This window comes from Microbacterium radiodurans, from assembly GCF_008710705.1.
Classification (GTDB): domain Bacteria; phylum Actinomycetota; class Actinomycetes; order Actinomycetales; family Microbacteriaceae; genus Microbacterium; species Microbacterium radiodurans.
This window is the reverse complement of the sequence record NZ_VYRZ01000001.1, coordinates 774,725-791,371: the sequence shown is the minus strand read 5'-3', so window position 1 is coordinate 791,371 and position 16,647 is coordinate 774,725. Positions and strand designations below refer to the sequence as shown.

17 protein-coding genes are annotated in these 16,647 nt (G+C 69.3%); 12 read left to right on the top strand and 5 right to left on the bottom strand.

Translation table 11 applies throughout. The features are described 5' to 3' along the window. The first annotated feature begins 268 nt into the window (after positions 1-268). Both F6B42_RS03720 and F6B42_RS03710 read left to right on the top strand, forming a co-directional pair. Positions 269-1,822 (top strand): LPXTG cell wall anchor domain-containing protein, encoded by a 1,554-nt coding sequence (locus F6B42_RS03720; protein WP_191089255.1) that lies wholly within the window; start codon positions 269-271, stop codon positions 1,820-1,822. A 599-nt stretch (positions 1,823-2,421) separates the two neighbouring features. Continuing rightward, entirely contained in the window at positions 2,422-2,730 is a 309-nt protein-coding gene (locus F6B42_RS03710) for a hypothetical protein (protein WP_150418221.1), read from the top strand. A gap of 36 nt (positions 2,731-2,766) precedes the next feature. Here F6B42_RS03710 and F6B42_RS03705 read toward each other — a convergent pair whose 3' ends face one another. The 3 genes from F6B42_RS03705 to F6B42_RS03695 all read right to left on the bottom strand — a co-directional run bounded on the left by F6B42_RS03705 (position 2,767) and on the right by F6B42_RS03695 (position 4,610). Beyond that, positions 2,767-3,483: an RES domain-containing protein gene (locus tag F6B42_RS03705; RefSeq protein WP_150418220.1), complete on the bottom strand. Its 717-nt coding sequence runs from the start codon at positions 3,481-3,483 to the stop codon at positions 2,767-2,769. Beyond that, positions 3,483-3,869 (bottom strand): hypothetical protein, encoded by a 387-nt coding sequence (locus F6B42_RS03700; protein WP_150418219.1) that lies wholly within the window; start codon positions 3,867-3,869, stop codon positions 3,483-3,485. The genes F6B42_RS03705 and F6B42_RS03700 overlap by 1 nt, the downstream gene beginning before the upstream one ends. 189 nt (positions 3,870-4,058) lie before the next feature. Further along, positions 4,059-4,610, bottom strand: a complete 552-nt coding sequence (locus tag F6B42_RS03695; RefSeq protein WP_150418218.1) for a hypothetical protein — start codon at positions 4,608-4,610, stop codon at positions 4,059-4,061. A gap of 443 nt (positions 4,611-5,053) precedes the next feature. Here F6B42_RS03695 and F6B42_RS03690 point away from each other — a divergent pair, with 443 nt between their 5' ends. After that, positions 5,054-6,004, top strand: coding sequence for a manganese catalase family protein (locus F6B42_RS03690; protein WP_150418655.1), 951 nt, complete (start codon positions 5,054-5,056; stop codon positions 6,002-6,004). 131 nt (positions 6,005-6,135) lie between these two features. Here the strand turns inward: F6B42_RS03690 and F6B42_RS14795 are convergent, their stop codons facing one another. After that, on the bottom strand, positions 6,136-6,627 hold the full coding sequence (locus tag F6B42_RS14795) for a DUF3800 domain-containing protein (protein ID WP_223878372.1): 492 nt from the start codon (positions 6,625-6,627) through the stop codon (positions 6,136-6,138). Between the two features lie 894 nt (positions 6,628-7,521). Between F6B42_RS14795 and F6B42_RS14790 the strand changes: the two genes are divergently transcribed. Further along, entirely contained in the window at positions 7,522-7,839 is a 318-nt protein-coding gene (locus tag F6B42_RS14790) for a hypothetical protein (RefSeq protein WP_191089254.1), read from the top strand. 20 nt (positions 7,840-7,859) lie between these two features. Beyond that, positions 7,860-8,354, top strand: coding sequence for an RNA polymerase sigma factor (locus tag F6B42_RS03670; protein WP_191089253.1), 495 nt, complete (start codon positions 7,860-7,862; stop codon positions 8,352-8,354). Between the two features lie 147 nt (positions 8,355-8,501). On the opposite strand, the gene F6B42_RS03665 is transcribed toward F6B42_RS03670, so the two are convergent. Continuing rightward, on the bottom strand, positions 8,502-9,236 hold the full coding sequence (locus F6B42_RS03665) for a FadR/GntR family transcriptional regulator (protein ID WP_150418215.1): 735 nt from the start codon (positions 9,234-9,236) through the stop codon (positions 8,502-8,504). Between the two features lie 116 nt (positions 9,237-9,352). Here F6B42_RS03665 and F6B42_RS03660 point away from each other — a divergent pair, with 116 nt between their 5' ends. The 7 genes from F6B42_RS03660 to F6B42_RS03630 are packed head-to-tail and all read left to right on the top strand — an operon-like array spanning position 9,353 to position 16,634. Next, positions 9,353-11,131: a dihydroxyacetone kinase family protein gene (locus tag F6B42_RS03660; RefSeq protein ID WP_150418214.1), complete on the top strand. Its 1,779-nt coding sequence runs from the start codon at positions 9,353-9,355 to the stop codon at positions 11,129-11,131. Continuing rightward, a complete protein-coding gene (locus tag F6B42_RS03655; RefSeq protein WP_150418213.1) occupies positions 11,128-11,598 on the top strand; it encodes a ribose-5-phosphate isomerase in 471 nt (156 codons plus the stop codon). The genes F6B42_RS03660 and F6B42_RS03655 overlap by 4 nt, the downstream gene beginning before the upstream one ends. Next, positions 11,598-12,365: a triose-phosphate isomerase family protein gene (locus tag F6B42_RS03650; RefSeq protein WP_150418212.1), complete on the top strand. Its 768-nt coding sequence runs from the start codon at positions 11,598-11,600 to the stop codon at positions 12,363-12,365. Before F6B42_RS03655 ends, F6B42_RS03650 begins: the two co-directional genes overlap by 1 nt. After that, the gene (locus tag F6B42_RS03645) at positions 12,362-13,201 is read left to right on the top strand and encodes a sugar phosphate isomerase/epimerase family protein (protein WP_150418211.1); all 840 of its coding nucleotides are present in this window, start codon (positions 12,362-12,364) and stop codon (positions 13,199-13,201) included. The genes F6B42_RS03650 and F6B42_RS03645 overlap by 4 nt, the downstream gene beginning before the upstream one ends. Beyond that, entirely contained in the window at positions 13,198-14,061 is an 864-nt protein-coding gene (locus tag F6B42_RS03640) for a phosphogluconate dehydrogenase C-terminal domain-containing protein (protein ID WP_150418210.1), read from the top strand. The genes F6B42_RS03645 and F6B42_RS03640 overlap by 4 nt, the downstream gene beginning before the upstream one ends. Positions 14,062-14,070: 9 nt before the next feature. Next, positions 14,071-14,826, top strand: a complete 756-nt coding sequence (locus F6B42_RS03635) for an SDR family NAD(P)-dependent oxidoreductase (protein WP_150418209.1) — start codon at positions 14,071-14,073, stop codon at positions 14,824-14,826. Positions 14,827-14,837: 11 nt separating this feature from the next. Next, on the top strand, positions 14,838-16,634 hold the full coding sequence (locus F6B42_RS03630) for a hypothetical protein (protein ID WP_150418208.1): 1,797 nt from the start codon (positions 14,838-14,840) through the stop codon (positions 16,632-16,634). Positions 16,635-16,647 lie beyond the last annotated feature (13 nt).

Sequence of the window (16,647 nt, the reverse complement as noted above, 5' to 3'; positions counted from 1 at the left end):
TGTGATCGCCTGCGAGATCAATGCATGATCCAGCGAAAAGGCAAAGATGTCTCGTAGTTCGTTCTGGCGGAAAGCGCTTGCTGTTCCCGCCGCCCTCGCCCTCGCCCTAGGCGGCGTGGCTCTCACCGCCGCGCCCGCTTCTGCGGCGCCGGCAGGCCTCACAATCACCAGCCCGGTAAACGGATCCACCGTCGACTCGCGCACCGTCACTATCTCGGGTGAAGTCTTCGGTGGCTCCACCGTCACCATTCGCAACGCTGACGACACCGTGGAGCTCGCGCGCACCAACGTGCGCGGAACCTTCGGACAGCCCGCACCGTACTCGGTGACACTCCCGGCATTCGCAGACGACGCGGCCACCTCGCAGACGGTCATCGTCAGTGGTTTCTACGGCGGCAGCGGCATCCCGCAGCAGCGGCTCACCTTCAGCCTCCCGGCCCCCGCACCGGTGGGCAACTTCACCGTCACCGCGCCGGAGAACGGCTCGACGGTCGAGTCGCGCACCGTCACCTTCACCGGAACCGGCACCGAGGGCTCGCTCGTCAACGTGCTGAACGTCGATGGCAGCCGCGCCGCCGACCAGGCCCGCGTGAACAGCGCCGGCCAGTGGAGCACCACGACCACCTACGCCGACGACGCCCCCGTCGCCCAGACCGTGAACATCAACCAGGTCACCGGCGGCGCCGGCCGCGGCAACGCCACGGTCAACTTCACCCTCCCGGCCGTCGTGCCGGTGGGTAACTTCACCGTCACCGCACCGGAGAACGGCTCCACCGTCGAGTCGCGCACCGTCACCTTCACCGGAACCGGCACCGAGGGCTCGCTCGTCAACGTCCTCAACGTCGACGGCAGCCGCGCCGCCGACCAGGCCCGCGTGAACAGCGCCGGCCAGTGGAGCACCACCACCACCTACGCCGACGACGCCCCCGTCGCCCAGACCGTGAACATCAACCAGGTCACCGGCGGCGCCGGCCGCGGCAACGCCACGGTCAACTTCACCCTCCCGGCCGTCGTGCCGGTGGGTAACTTCACCGTCACCGCACCGGAGAACGGCTCCACCGTCGAGTCGCGCACCGTCACCTTCACCGGAACCGGCACCGAGGGCTCGACCGTCAACGTCCTCGACGTCGACGGCAACCGCGCCGCACCCCAGGCTGTCGTGAACGGCGACGACCAGTGGAGCACTACCGTCACCTACTCCGACGACGCCCCCGTCGCCCAGACGGTCAACATCAACCAGGTCACCGGCGGCGCCGGCCGCGGCAACGCCACGGTCAACTTCACCCTCCCGGCCCCCGCTCCCGCAGAGCTGCCCGCACCGGTCATCACCAGCCCCACCGAGGGCCAGACCGTCACGGGCACGCAGGTCACGTTCGAAGGCACCGGCACGCCCGGCGCTTACATCGGCCTGCTCGTCGTTCCCACCGAGCTGGTCGAGGATGCCGCGCCCCAGGCGCGCGCCGCCGCACCGGCTCCCGCTGACCCCGCCGACCCTATCCTGGTCGACGAGAACGGCAACTGGACCGTCACGCTCGCCCTGCTGCCCGAGAACTACACGGTCGTCGCCATCCAGGCTGCCGACCCGGAGGGCGCCACCGGCCTCTCCGCTGCCTCGGAACCGGTGAACTTCTCGCTCGTCGCTCCGGTGCCCGCCCCGGCCGGTGGCGGATCGGGCGCGGCTCCTGCCGCCAACCCGACCAACCCGACGCTCGCGGCAACGGGTGGGGCTGACCCCTCGCTGATGTTCGGCATCGCCGCACTGACGCTGCTCGCCGGTGCGGGAGCACTCGTCGTCAGCAAGCGTCGCCGCGTTCTGAACTGACCCCAGTCAAAACCACCGGGAGGTGCCCGCAGCTACGGCTGCGGGCACCTCCTGCGTTTTGACCTGTAGTTCAAACGCCCGATGGGAACCATGACCGAGCTCGGGCGCAGGCTGGTCAATCCCAGATACGGTAGGTCCCCCAGAGTGCGGCATCTCAGATTCTTGATCGCGCGGATAGTCAACGTTATGTCAGGTTCGGGCTCACTACCGCTCCCGTGCTCGCTCGACAGCACATCGGCCCGGGCGGCGCGCGTCACCTCAGGTGGCCTGCTCCGCGGCCCGTCGATCTGAAGCTCTCTGCCGGAGAACCCCGACGAAGGTCGCGACCCACCAAATGAGGAGCGAGCCAAAGCCGGCGAGAAACCAAACGCGAATCGGTTCGTACTCGCGAAAAAGCAGCCCCAGGCCGTTCGTGACCACCATCGCTCCGCACACGAAGATTTGCATGATGAGCAGCGGGAATGCCGGTCCGGACCATGTTCGGATGCTGGTGCGCCACCATCGCATGCGCCGATCGTAGTCGTTGCCGCGGCGTACGATGAGGCCTCCTCCGGCCGGGAGATGGGACCCGGCCGATGCGACCACGACTTCACCCCGACGTGCTGCTTGACATCACGTTGTCCGCGATGTGCTCGAGGGCGAGATACCGCCGCGACGTCTCCCCCGTCATCGAAGAACTGCGCGCGACCGCGGGTGACCGGACCGACATCCTCGCGCAGACCGCCGGCATGTGGGCGGGCTACTACGAACGCGACGCGACACCCGAGCTGATCGCCGCCCTCTTGATGATCGATGGTGCGGAGACATGGATTGCTCTCGGCAGGAGACGCCGGGGCGCAGCGTCACACGGTGCACCAATCGCCGCGCAACGACACGAACCGCCGAGGGACACCTCGAACGGGCGCTGAATTCGCCAACGGCCGTTGGCGAATTGCGCATCGACGTCAGTGGCGCCAGGTGAGTCCGTGGAGTCTCATCGCGCGAAGTAGCTCGTCGTCGTCCTCGCGTACGAGGTGCGCGTCTTGCTGGCGAAACCGGTGGCTGGAGGGATCGTCGCCGGGACGTTCGTAGATGGCCCAGAGGGCGAGGTCGTCGCCGTGGCGGGACCCGAAGTGGACCCCGTCGAGTGTGGGGGTGCCATCGCTACGAGTCATGGCGTAGAAGTCGACCGTCAGGCGGTGTGTGAGCTCGCGAGGGTGAGCACGCTTAAGCGCGGCAGCATCGAAGTCATCGAATCCGAGGGTCCGCGCGTACGTGAGGTACCTCGGCCGCAAGGCAGCGACGGTGGCCGCAGCACGGACGTCGACGTAAGTACCGTCCAGAGAGGCGGTCCCAACCATCCGCCCGGTTACCCAATGGCGTTCGATCGATCCCGCCGGCGGGACGGGGAAATCTGCCGCATCCTTAGGGTCCTCGTCGATACTGGCGAGCAGGTCAGACCCGTCATCGTTACGATCGGGCCGCGCATAGGCAAGCAACTCGGTGTAACAGCCGAACAGAGAGTCGGCGGCGTAGATCGTGCGGAACGTCACCGCCGGGTCGTCCCACCTTGCCTTTCCGGCGTACTGGTGGTCGATCCACGCCCAAGGATCCGGCGCGCGGCCGACACGCCAGACAGTCACGCCGGCCGCATCGGCCAGCTGCAGCTCGAGCGCCGCCATCAGGAACCGACAAATCCCTTTGCGGCGTCAAGAACACGGTCCAGGGCATCGTCGCTGCGGTCCTCATGAAGCACCCAAGCAGGCGACCGATCTCCAAGCTGCGGGTTCATCCCCTGAAACCAGGTCGCAGCGACACCGTCGCCCTCGCTGAGATCGATGAGGGCCGCGACCTGAAAAGCCAGACGCAGCCGTCGCTCTGTGTTCGGCGTCGGCACACGCTCGCCGTCCGCCCATGAACGAACCGCGCGAGTCTCCGTGACATTCGCGATATACGCAACGAGCTTCGCGCCAAGCCGGCTTCTCAGTTCCGAAACGATCTGAGGCAAACCCTGACGAATCGACTCGTTGAAAGCAGCAAGCCTATTGGCCTCGATGATCGTGGACATTCCTCAAGGATACGCGATAACGGCCTGCATCCCACCTAGAAAGCCACTACTCATCACACCCCTACCGATTCGGCAGACCTGGAGTAGCGCGGGCGCCTTCAGCGACATACCCCCGCGGCTTGAAGTCCATCTGTGACGAGGTGGCTGCCTGCTCGAGGGCGAGTCGCGGCGCCATTTCGCTCGGCGGTCTCACCGACTGTCAGCGCGAGAGTCGGGCGTGAACGAACCACCGCTTCTGCGCCGAACCAGCTCATCTCGCACCACCGCTACCTTCCGCAGATTCCGTGGGGTATCGATCGCGGAGTAGATGAGGAAGGCAACGAAAAATGCTGTACCGAACAACCAGTACGGGCTCTGGGCTACTGCGAGCCACAACGACAGTACGATCATCAGCCCGAATACGACCGGCCCCATCGACAAGTTGCGGCGTAGCTGCCGGTGCTGGACCTCCACCGCGGCTACCCAAGCTGGGACGTCGACGTCCGCCGGCACCTGACCGGTATGAACGCTCCTTCCAATCCGAGCCAGTTCGACGGTGCCGCCGGCTCGCCGACGTGCCCGCGCGATCCAAAACGTGAAGAACGCAGTCATCACACTGGCGTAGACCAGCGCACCCATCAGACGCCCCCAATGGAGCAGAGCTGGTCCAGCAAGCAGCCCGCCCAGGAACCACACACCGCCCAGGACGATGAACATCGTCGGCGCCAGCACCCATAAAGACAGTGAACGGAACGAACGCATACGCAACCCTCTCAGCTACGCCAGACGTGAGCGAGCGGGTTTCTGTTCGACTCACGGCGAGGCAAGCCTGCGAGCAACGCAACTCGGTGCGGACCGCCACAACGCGCGGTCTCGAGATGGCAATCGAAAGCACCAGTTTTGTTCACGCCGGCGGTTCGCTAGGCGGTTTCTCCCGCGGCTCGACTCGATGCGATCTCAAGTAGAAAATCGAAGGCGCGCACATCCCACGATCCACTGAGCAGTTTGCGCCCGGCAACGATCACACCTACGAAGTGCGCTTCACGCCGACTGTCGACCTCACTTCGCCGCCGCGGTCAGTGAACGAGACAGGACCCGACAGGTTCAGATCAGGAGGGTATCGCGCGCTCGCGCTCAGAGCGAGGGGGTAGGTGAACGCCCGCCGAGCTTCCAGTGTCGGAGCACCAACCGCCCTTGGAGGAAACATGTACTTCCACGTCCAGGAATTCATCAACGAGATCGCGCAGGACGAACCGGATCCGGCCGCAGCCAACGCCCTCCAGGAAGGTCTCGGCGGTCAATTCGGCGAGATGCGGACGATGATGCAGTACCTCTTCCAGAGCATGAACTTCCGCGGCCCCTCTGGGAAGGCGTATAAGGATCTCATCCAGGGCATCGGCACCGAGGAGATCAGCCACGTCGAGCTGATCGGCACCACAATCTCGCGCCTACTCGACGGCTCGCCGGCGTACCAGGGCAAGAAAGGCGACCCGGTGGACCAGCCCGGCGCCGGCGGTGCGACGCCCCTGAGCATCGCGGTCGATCACGGCAACATCCATCACTACCTCGTGGGCGCCCAGGGCGCTCTGCCCGTGGACTCCGTCGGCAACCCCTGGTCGGGGAGCTACGTCTACAACTCCGGAAACCTCGTGCTCGATCTGCTCTACAACCTGATGCTCGAATCGACCGGGCGCCTGCAAAAATGCCGCCTCTACGAGATGACGGACAACAAGACGGCCCGCAGCACCATCTCCTATCTGATCGTACGCGACCAGGCCCACGAGAACGCGTACGCCAAAGCGCTCGAAACCCTCGGAGTCAACTGGCGCACGTCCCTGCCGATCCCCAAGACCAACGCCGAGCAGTTCCCCGAGGTGAAGCGACTCCTCGACCTCGGCCTGCAGAGCAAGCAGTACTCGTTCGACCTCGGCAACCAGTCCGAGGCAGGCAAGATCTTCCAGGGCGCCTCTCCGTCGAACGACGGGACGCAGCTCGATGCGAGCGAACAAGCACCGGTGGGCGCACCGATGACGATCGCACCGGAGCGGCTCGAAGAGTTCTCCCCCGGCGCCGACGCTGAGCTGCGCGAACTCATCGAGGCGACCGCAGCGATGGAAATGGCCGACATCGATGCGACCTTCGGCCGAATGAAATAAGCCCCCCGGCCGGGTGTCGATGCGGGTGCGAGCCGCCGACGACTGGTATCCATCGTTGGCAATCGGGCATGCTGTACATCGCAGACCCCCCCCCGCACACGTGGATCAAGGGGGTCTTGCTGTGTCTTCGGTCAGATTTCCAGCGGCCCCCGGTTGATGTCTCTTTCAGCGAGGGATGTGGCGTACCAGTCCCAGGCGAATTCGTTTCCTCCATGGTGGTCTAAAGAGGCGTAGGCGCTCCACGCAACGAGGTCCGCCATCTGCTCGAGCTGAGAGTGCTTCGAATCGAGGTGGATCGCATCTTCGATGACTCGTCGCTGATCCAGCTTGAGTGCCCGGTGGGCAGTGCGGTACGTGGGGTCCGATCCATCGCCGTCCATGAACACCATGCCTAGAGCATCATGCGCGTCGAGCTCGCTTTCAAATCGTTCGACAAGCGCCGTATATGCGGAGTGGCGCGTCTGAGCGAGCTGCTTCGGATCGCCGTGGCGAAAGACGGCTCCGACGGTGAGTCCTTCGGTACAACGAAGCGCCTCTAAGCATTCAGCTGCAACTTCACGGCCGAGGTCCTTCCAGAACTCAACTCCGTCGTGGCGATGTCGGTCAGGGAACCGACGGGATATTCGACTCCGACCGTTTACGTACTCAGTCGGGTGGAGCTCCCGAGTGACGGGGATCCCGAGATCGCGCCAGAGGCGTCTGCGACTCGGCTGGACTCGCCGCGATCGACGAAAACCCGTTCACATCCGGGCGGCTCGCAGCTCGACCGCCTGCGCCTCCAGATTCTGTTCCCGCTTCGAGACGGGGGCGTATCCAACTTCGTGGCTCATGCCGCAAACGGTACCGCCGAAGTTTCGGCGCGTTCAGGTTTCGGCAGGGGGTTTCGGTGGATAGCTTCTCGGCGTGTCGCCCACTAGATCGTCGGCACTTGTCGGCCTGCCGAAAACGATCGTTTGCGGGAGTCGCCCGTTGCGGGCAAGTTGACGCACCAGTAACGATCGTCACAACTCTGCTCTGGCGGACCGTCTTCGGCTGACTGTTCCGGCCTCTCAGCGGGCGAAGAAGTCCGCCAGCGCGGTGCGGTAGATCTCGGTGAATGCCTCGAGATCATCGAGGCGGACGTGTTTTTCGACCTGATGGATGGTGTTGCTGACGAGGCCGAACTTGACACCTCGCCGTGTCGGGAGATGAACCGGGCATCCGATGTTCCTCCTCCGGTGTCGAGGCGCAGGGTGAATTTCCACTCGCGTGCAACGTTTAGGCGGGTGCCGGCCATGTACGTGGTGAGCATCTAGGAGGACGCCATGGACACATCGATCGATGACCTGCTGCGGGCAAGTGCCCCGCACCGCGCATCAACGGACGGAATGGTCGCAGCTGAAATCGATCGCGTTGGGATCGCGGCGCGTGTTCACGCAGCGCGGCGACGACGCGTCCGGCGTCTGTCGTGGGTCGCGGTGCCCGTGCTCGCCCTCCCGGGGATCGCACTCGCGTCCACAGCCGGCACCGACCCGCGAATGATCCCCGATTTCGAGATCCCCATCTCGTACGTCACCGACACCGGCCGTGAGGTCTCCTGCTCGATCGAGCTCTTCAACGGCGAAATGAATTACGCCGAGACCAACACGAAAGCCGTCGAGTTCATCGCGGCGCAGAACTGGGAGGGCGTGGGACAGCGGATCTACGACGAGGCCGTCAAACGCGACGCGGCCGGTGACTTCGCACCATTTTTCGGGGCCGCGCAGGATGTGATCTTCGCTGGCGCGGACGAGTACATCCTCCCCGGCGACGGTGGTGTCGGCAGCGACACCGACTGCACGGGAGAGTTGCATTGACGGGGGCGCCGGAAGTCGCTGTGACGAACGACGAGCGGGTCGCTCAGTTGGTGAAGGACCACGCCGGTTCGCTCCTGGACTACTTCGTTCGGCGAGTTCCCGATCGCGAAGATGCCGCTGACCTTCTGGGTGAGACGCTCGTCGTCGTGTGGCGGAAGGTGCGGTCTGTCCCCGCCGACCCCATCGAGGCGCGGATGTGGATGTTCGGCATCGCTCGCCGCATCCTCTCTCAAAGCTGGCGGTCACGTGCGCGTCGGCACTCACTCACGGACAAGCTCGCCCACCACCTCGCCCATCTGGCGCCGGCTGAGGAACACGATCACGCGGCCGACGTGCGCGCCGCGATCGCCGAGCTCCAGGCCGTCGATCAAGAGATCATCCGCCTCGTCTACTGGGACGGCTTCACCTTGACGGACGTCGCGCTACACCTCGGGATGAACCCCGCCACCGTGCGCAGCCGACACGCAAGAGCACGATCACTGCTGCAGACACTCCTCCAGGCTGAGCGCGTCTGACAGATCGCGGCCGGCCACCTCGCTCACCGCCGCAAACGATCGTTCCCGGCAGGCTCTTGAACTTCGCGGGGGCGCCCGATGCGTGCCAGCGATCGCGCCGGCGGGAACAGCCAGCGGCGGTGCGGGCGGGCAGTGACAGCTGGCGGGTCAGAGGGCGTGGTCGGCGGTGATGCGCTGAGCCGCGGTGGCCATGTGCCCGGCCATGGCGGATGCCGCGGCATCGGCATCGCCGGCGGCGACCGCCCGCGCGATCGCCTCGTGCTCGGCGAGCGCCCGGCTCGCCTGCTCGGCATCGTGCACGGCCCGGTCGGCGTAGACCTGCAGCAGCGAGCGGACGACGTGCAGGAGGTCGACGAGCATCGCGTTGCCCGCCAGACGGGCGAGCTCGTGGTGGAACGCGAGGTCGGCTCGGGCGAAGGCGGGGAGGTCGTCGAGGGCGTCGCGCATCCGGTCGACGAAGCGTCCGAGCGTGCCCCCGTCGCCGGCGGCGGCGCCCGCGGCCAGACGCGCGACGTAGATCTCGAGTCCGGAGCGGAGTTCGATCAGCTCGCGGGTGTTGCGCTCGCCGATGAGGAGCCCCCAGCGGAGCGTCTGCGGCAGGAGCTCGCTCGCCGCGCCGCGCAGGTAGGTGCCCGACCCGGGACGAACGTCGACGATGCCGAGGATCTCGAGCGCGGCGAGGGCTTCGCGCACCGCCGAGCGTCCGACGCCGAGGGTCGCCGCGAGCTGGCGTTCGGGCGGCAGGCGGGTGCCGGGCGCGACGTCGCCGCTCGTGAACAGGTCCATGAGGCGGCGCGCCACCTCCGAGACGGGAGTGCGCGCCGGCAACGAGGTGAGCGCCGCGGTGAGGTCGGGCGCGCCGGTGTCACGGTAGGCGGGCATGCGAACAACCTACCCGCAGCCGGGCGGATGCCGGTTGCAATTGGTCAACCGGTTTGCCAAACTGATCTCGCCGCAGCCCGAGCGGCATCCCTCTGATCACCGTCGATTGGCCCGCGATGACCCGCCTGTGGAACGACCCCGCCGACTTCGCCGACGAGATGATCGCCGGGTTCGTCGCCGCCAACGCGCGCTCCGTCCGCCGCGTGCCCGGCGGCGTCGTCCGCAGCACCGCCGTGCCCGAGGGCGAGGTCGCCGTCGTGATCGGCGGCGGGTCGGGGCACTACCCCGCGTTCGGCGGCCTGGTCGGCCCCGGCCTCGCCCACGGCGCCGCGATGGGCAACCTCTTCGCCTCGCCGTCGACCCAGCAGATCGTCTCGGTCGCCCGCGCCGCGCACGCCGGTGGCGGCATCCTCTTCTCCTACGGCAACTACGCGGGCGACGTCCTCAACTTCGACGAGGCGCAGCGGCGTCTGCGCGCCGAGGGCATCGCGTGCGAGACGGTGGTCGTGACCGACGACATCGCCTCCGCACCGCCCGAGCGCGCGGGCGAACGGCGCGGCATCGCCGGCGACCTGACCGTCTTCCGCGCCGCCGCGGGCGCGGCGGCCGCCGGAGCGCCCCTGGCCGAGGTCGCTCGCGTCGCTCGCCACGCCAACGACCGCACCCGCTCGTTCGGCGTCGCCTTCACGGGATGCACCCTGCCCGGAGCCCCGGCACCGCTGTTCACGGTGCCGGAGGGACGGATGGCCGTCGGCCTCGGCATCCACGGCGAGCCGGGCATCGACGAGACCGGCATCCCGTCCGCCGACGGTCTCGCCGAACTGCTGGTCGAGCGCGTGCTCGCCGAACGCCCGGACGACGCCGGCATCGAAGGCAGGGTGGTGCCCGTGCTCAACGGCCTCGGCTCGCTGAAGTACGAGGAGCTGTTCGTCGTCTACCGCCGCATCGCCGAACTGCTCGACGATGCGGGCGTCACGATCGTCGATCCGCACGTCGGCGAGTACTGCACGAGCTTCGACATGGCGGGCGCATCGCTCACGCTGTTCTGGCTCGACGACGAGCTCGCCGACCTGTGGGAGACGCCGGTCGACACTCCCGCGTACCGTCGCGGCAGCGTCGACCCGGCCCGGACCATCTCGGATGCCGCGACCGCCACCACCGCAGCGCCGACTTCCGACGACATCCGCACCGCGGCTGCACCCGCGGCGGCGCCCGCCGACGCCGCATCCCGCGACGCCGCCCGCACCGTACTGGCGGCGATCGCGGTGACGGCGGCGACGATCGACCGCCACGTCGACGAGCTCGGCCGCCTCGACAGCGTCGCCGGAGACGGCGACCACGGCATCGGGATGCAGCGGGGCGCGACCGCCGCGATCGCCGCCGCGCGCACGGCGGTGGCCGACGGGGCCGGCGCCGGATCGGTGCTCGAGAGAGCCGGCGACGCCTGGTCCGATCGCGCGGGCGGCACCTCCGGCGCCCTGTGGGGCATCATCCTCCGCACCCTCGGCGCTCGGATCGGCGACACCGGCTCCCCGACCGCCGCGTCCGTCGCCGACGCCGTCGCGGCCGCCGCCGACGCGGTCTCCGCCTCGGGCGGGGCGCAGCCGGGCGACAAGACGATGGTCGACGCGCTGCAGCCGTTCGCCGACACGCTCCGCGCCGAGACGTCCGCCGGCGCCGACGCCGCGGCCGCATGGCGCACCGCGGCGTCGACGGCAACGACCGCCGCCGCCGACACCGCCGAGCTCCAGGCTCGCCGGGGTCGCGCCCGCACCCACGGCGACCACAGCCTCGGCACCCCCGACCCCGGCGCGCACTCGCTCGCCCTCATCGTCACCGCCGTCGCCGACGTGCTGCAGGACGCCGCACGCGAATCCGAGAGGACCCCCTCATGACCACTCCCCTGCGCATCGTGATCGGCAGCGACGACGCCGGCTTCGACTACAAGCAGATCCTCAAGGGCGATCTCGAGGCGAGCGACGCCGTCGCGTCCGTCGTCGACGTCGGAGTCGACGCCGACGGGCACACCGCGTACCCGAAGGTCGCCATCGAGGCGGCCGAGCGCGTCGCGCGCGGCGAGGCCGACCGCGCGCTGCTCATCTGCGGCACCGGCCTCGGGGTCGCGATCGCGGCGAACAAGGTCACCGGCATCCGTGCCGTCACCGCCCACGACTCGTTCTCGGTCGAGCGCGGCGTGCTCTCCAACGACGCGCAGGTGCTCACGATGGGCCAGCGCGTCATCGGCATCGAGCTCGCCCGGCGACTGGTCCGCGAGTGGCTCGGCTACCGCTTCGACCCCGCGTCCGCGTCCGCCGCGAAGGTGGCGGTCATCGGGGAGTACGAGACCACGGGACACTGCTGATGGCGGTCGTCGTCGGAGTCAGCCTCAAGGCGTACTTCGGCCGTCGACGCGCCCGCGTCTGGTTCGGCGAGATCGCCGGGATCGCGCGCGGCAACGCGGCCGTCCGCAGCGGCGAGGTGAGCGTCTTCGTCGCTCCGAGCTATCTGCAGATCGACGATGCCCGCGGCTACGTCGACGGCACCGGCATCGCCCTCGCCGCGCAGGACGTCTCGGCCTTCGAGCCCGGCGCCTACACCGGGGAGGTCACCGCGGCCGAGCTCGCCGAATCGGGGGTCACCTACGCCGAGATCGGCCACGCCGAGCGGCGGCGCCTCCTCGGCGACACCCCCGAGGTCGTCGCGGCGAAGACCGCCGCTGCGCTCCGCCACCGCCTGACCCCGGTGCTGTGCATCGGCGAGGTCGAGCGACAGGATGCCGCGGCCGCCGCCCGCGAGTCCGTCGATCAGCTGCGCGCCGCCCTCGCCGACGCGCCCGCGGGCCGGGTCGTCGTCGCCTACGAGCCGGTCTGGGCGATCGGCGCGCCCGAACCGGCGCCGCCGACGCACGTCGCGGCCGTCGCCCGCGCCGTGCGGGGCGCCCTCGACGCCGACGCCGACCGCGCCGGCTCGAGCGTCGTCTACGGCGGATCCGCCGGCCCGGGCCTCCTCGCCCGGCTCGGCGATGACGTCGACGGCCTGTTCCTCGGCCGGTTCGCGCATGATCCGGCCGCCTTCGCGGCGGTGCTCGACGAGGCTGCCGATCTCGCGGCGCGGCGGAGCAGCCGATGATCGGCCTCGGCACCTACGCGTTCTTCTGGCAGCACTCCGAGCGCGTCGACGAGCCGCTGACGCTGCGCGGCGCGCTCGAAGCGACGCGCGAGCTCGACGTCGACCTGTTCCAGATCTGCGACTTCGCTCCCCTCGAGTCGATGACCGGCCGCGAGATCTCCGACGCCGCGGCGACCGCACGCGACCTCGGCCTCGCGATCGAGCTCGGCACCAAGGGGATCGAGCCCGCACGGCTGGGGCGCTTCCTCGACATCGCCGACGTGTTCGACGCGCGCCTCGTCCGCAGCATGCTGCTCGGCCCCGACTCCCGCCCCACGATGAGCGAGGCCGAGGCGTGGCTGCGCGGCATCCTGCCGTCGTTCGAGAGCGCCGGCGTCACCCTCGCGCTCGAGACGTACGAGCAGGTGGCCACGGCCGACCTCGTTCGGCTCGTCGCGTCGATCGGAAGCCCGCGCCTGGGGATCTGCCTCGACCCCGCGAACGTCGTCGCGCGGCTCGAGCTGCCGGAAACGTGCGTGGAGCTCGCCGCCGATCACGTCGTGAACATCCACGCCAAGGACTTCGCCTTCGACCGTCAGCCCGGCTGGGTGGGCTTCACCTACTCCGGCGCTCCCCTCGGCGAGGGCCTGCACGACTACCCCCGGCTGCTGGAGACCGTCCGCCCGCGCGGGCGCGGGATCGACGAGCCCGGGGGCGACGAGCCCGGGGGCGACGAGCCCGGGGTGAACGAGATCGTCGAGCACTGGCTGCCCTGGCAGGGCGACGCCGAGACGACCGTCCGAACCGAGCGGGCGTGGACCCGCACCGCCATCGACTATCTGAGGAGCACACCATGACCGCAACGACCGAGACCTACACGATCGCCGTCGTCGGCGCCGGCGGGAAGATGGGGATGCGGGTGTCGAACAACCTCGTGAAGACCGCCCATTCCGTCCGCTACGTCGAGAACTCCCCCGCCGGACGCGAACGCACGATAGCCGCCGGACGCGAGCTGACCGACGCCCGCGACGCCGTCGCCGATGCCGACATCGTCGTGCTCGCGGTGCCCGACCTCGCCCTGGGGCCCGTGACCGCCGAGCTCGTGCCGCAGCTGAAGTCCGGCGCGATCGTGCTGACCCTCGACCCCGCCGCCGCGTACGCGGGGCTCCTCACGACGCGCGACGACGTCGTCCAGGCGGTCGCCCACCCGTGCCACCCCTCGGTCTTCCTCGAGCGGACGACGAAGGAGGAATGGGCCGACACCTTCGGCGGCATCGCCGCGCCGCAGGATGCGATCGCCGCCGTCGAATCGGACGATCCGGTGCACCGCGAGATCGTCGAGGCCACCGTGCGTGCCATCTACGCGCCGGTCGTCGACGTGCACTTCGTGACCGTGAAGCAGCTGGCGCAGCTCGAGCCGACCCTGGTCGAGACGGTCGCCTGCATGATCGGCTCGCTCCTGAACGAGGCGCTCGACGAGGCCATCCACACGATGGGCGTTCCCGAGGCGGCGGCGCGCAGCATCCTCTACGGCCACACCCAGGTGGCCCTCGCCAATGGCCTCCGCGGCGACAACCCCTTCAGCGACGCGTGCCTCATCGCGATGGACTACGGTCGCGAGAGCATCATCAAGGACGACTGGAAGAAGATCTTCCGCGACGACGAGCTCGACAAGAACCTCGCTCGGATGCTGCACCTCGACCACATCGAGCGCTGAGGGACGACGATGACCAGACTCCAGGGCAAGACGGCGCTCGTCACGGGTGCCGCGATGGGCATCGGGTACGCGGTCGCCGAGCGCTTCATCGCCGAGGGCGCGCGGGTCGTGCTCGCGGACCGCAATGCGGCGGCCGTCGCCGAGGCCGCCGGCGCACTCGGTCCGCTCGCGCGGGCGGCGACGATGGACATCTCCGACGAGGCCGCCGTCGCCGCGGCCTTCGCCGAGCTCGAGGCGGCCGGGTGGACGCCCGATGTCGTCGTCGCCAACGCGGGGGTGCAGCTCTTCGGACACGACGCACCCGCGGCCGACCTCGACCTCGACGTGTGGCGGCGGACGATCGACATCAACCTGACGGGCACGTTCCTGACGGTGAAGTACGCCGTCCGCGCCCTGCTCTCGCGCGGCGGCGGGTCGATCATCCTGACCGGGAGCCCGACCGCCGTGAACGGCGAGGGACGCGACTTCACGGCCTACAGCGCGTCGAAGGCGGGCGTCCACGGGCTCGGCCGCACCGTCGCGGCGGCGTATGCCGATCGCGGCATCCGAGTGAACACGGTGCAGCCGGCCTACACCGAGACCCCGCTCGTCGCGGCCATCACCGACGACCCCGACTCGCGCGCCGCGATCGTCTCGCGCATCCCGATCGGCCGCGCCGGCACGCCCGCCGACGTCACCGGGATCATGGTCTACCTCGCGAGCGACGAGGGCTCCTTCGCGACCGGCGCGACCTTCTCGGTCGACGGCGGCATGACGACCCTCTGATCGGAGACGCCATGACCTGGTGGCGCGAGGCCGTCGACCGACGCGAGCTCGGCGAGTGGACCTTCGACCTGCGCGGCGACGAGTTCGCCGATCTCGCCTGGCGCGGGCGCCGCGTTCTCCGCAGCATCCGGGCCGTCGTCCGCGACCGCGACTGGAACACGATCGATCTCGTCGTCGACCGAGTCACGCCGGCGGAGTCGAGCCTCACGCTGCACGTCCGCACCGACGACGATCGGATGCCGTTCCGCGGCGTCGTCCGCGCAGAGGTGCGCGGCGCGGACCTGCGCGTGCTGTGCGACCTCGAGGCGGCGGAGCCCGTCGAGACGAACCGCACCGGACTGGTCGCCCTCATCCCGCCCGCCGCTGCAGGCGCCCGGCTCGACGTCGAGCACGCGACCGGAACCGCGTCCTCCACAGCGCTGCCGGTCGCCATCAGTCCGCATCAGCCGGTTCTCGACGTCGCCGGCATCCGGTGGTCCGAAGACGGCCTCGCCGTCGGGCTCGCCTTCGACGGCGACGTCTTCGAGATCGAGGATCAGCGCAACTGGACGGACGCGTCGTTCAAGGTCTACAGCCGGCCGCTGTCGCTGCCGTTCCCCTACCCGGTCGACGCGGGAGAGCGGGTGCGTCAGGCCGTTCTCATCACGGCCGATGTCAGCGCGCCGCCCGCAGCGCACGCGGACGATGCCGTGGTCGACCTGCGACCCGCGGGGGTCTTCCCGATGATCGGACTGAGCGCTTCGACGGCGCCCGACCGGGCGCCCGACCATGTCGGGCGCACCACGGGCGCGCGGGTCGGATCGGGGTCCGACGTCGCGATCACGCTCGTCGAGCTCGACCTGGCCTGGCCCGGGTGGCGGGCGGCGCTCGACCGCGCGGTGACCGAGGGGCGGCCCCTCGATGCGCGGCTCGTGCTTCCGGCCGAGGCGGGGGTGTCGGCTGAAGCGGATGCCGGGATCGCCGCCGTACTCGCGGAAGCGATCGCAGCCCTCACCGCGCATCCCCTCGTCCGTGTGACCGCCTTCCAGCCCACCGGGCCGGCACGCCATATCTCCGACGCGGTCTCGGTCGCGCTGCTCCGAACCGCGCTGCAGCGAGCCGGCCTCGAGGTTCCGGTGGTCGGCGGCTCGCGCGCCCACTTCACCGAGCTGAACCGCGAGCGGCACCGGCTGCCGGGCGACCTCGCCGGAACGGTCTTCAGCGTCACCCCGCTCTTCCACAGTCGCGACACCGAGCAGCTCGTCGAGTCGCTCGCGGTGCAGCGTCTGGTCGCCGCGCAGGCGGTCGAGGTCGCCCGGGGGACGCCGGTGCACATCGGCCCGATCACGCTGCGTCCGCACTTCAACGACGTCGCCACCACGGCGCCGCCGCGCCCCGCGGCATCCGATCTGTCGAGCGGCTACGGCACGCACCTGATCGACGCCGACGATTCGCGCCAGAGTGCGCCCGAGCTCGCGGCCTGGACCATCGCGAGCGCCGCCGCCCTCGCCGTGCCGGGCGTGGCGAGCCTGACGTTCTTCGAGTCGTGGGGTCCGCGCGGAATCCTCGACGCGAGCGGTGTGGCACGTCCGGTGGCGGCCGCGATGCGCGCTCTCGCGCTGCTCGCCGGTCACGAGGCGGAGAGTGGGAGCAGCCCCGACGGGCTGATCTGGGCGCTCGCCGCCCGCACCGCCGACGGCATCTCGGTGCTGGCCGCGAACCTGGATCGTGTCCCGCGCCGCGCCGAGCTGCACGCCGCCGGTCGGCACACGGTTCTGGACATCCCCGCGGGCGCGTGGCGCCGGCTCGACCTCGAACAGGAGCAGTGATGCAGGAGCGTTG

Bases quoted from the DNA above. Each gene is read 5' to 3' on its own strand.
- F6B42_RS03655 (WP_150418213.1), top strand. From the start codon at position 11,128: ATGACCACTCCCCTGCGCATCGTGATCGGCAGCGACGACGCCGGCTTC.
- F6B42_RS03705 (WP_150418220.1), bottom strand. From the start codon at position 3,483: ATGGCGGCGCTCGAGCTGCAGCTGGCCGATGCGGCCGGCGTGACTGTC.
- F6B42_RS03635 (WP_150418209.1), top strand. From the start codon at position 14,071: ATGACCAGACTCCAGGGCAAGACGGCGCTCGTCACGGGTGCCGCGATG.
- F6B42_RS03690 (WP_150418655.1), top strand. From the start codon at position 5,054: ATGTACTTCCACGTCCAGGAATTCATCAACGAGATCGCGCAGGACGAA.
- F6B42_RS03650 (WP_150418212.1), top strand. From the start codon at position 11,598: ATGGCGGTCGTCGTCGGAGTCAGCCTCAAGGCGTACTTCGGCCGTCGA.
- F6B42_RS03700 (WP_150418219.1), bottom strand. From the start codon at position 3,869: ATGTCCACGATCATCGAGGCCAATAGGCTTGCTGCTTTCAACGAGTCG.
- F6B42_RS03640 (WP_150418210.1), top strand. From the start codon at position 13,198: ATGACCGCAACGACCGAGACCTACACGATCGCCGTCGTCGGCGCCGGC.
- F6B42_RS14790 (WP_191089254.1), top strand. From the start codon at position 7,522: ATGATCCCCGATTTCGAGATCCCCATCTCGTACGTCACCGACACCGGC.
- F6B42_RS03630 (WP_150418208.1), top strand. From the start codon at position 14,838: ATGACCTGGTGGCGCGAGGCCGTCGACCGACGCGAGCTCGGCGAGTGG.
- F6B42_RS03645 (WP_150418211.1), top strand. From the start codon at position 12,362: ATGATCGGCCTCGGCACCTACGCGTTCTTCTGGCAGCACTCCGAGCGC.
- F6B42_RS03695 (WP_150418218.1), bottom strand. From the start codon at position 4,610: ATGCGTTCGTTCCGTTCACTGTCTTTATGGGTGCTGGCGCCGACGATG.
- F6B42_RS03665 (WP_150418215.1), bottom strand. From the start codon at position 9,236: ATGCCCGCCTACCGTGACACCGGCGCGCCCGACCTCACCGCGGCGCTC.
- F6B42_RS03660 (WP_150418214.1), top strand. From the start codon at position 9,353: ATGACCCGCCTGTGGAACGACCCCGCCGACTTCGCCGACGAGATGATC.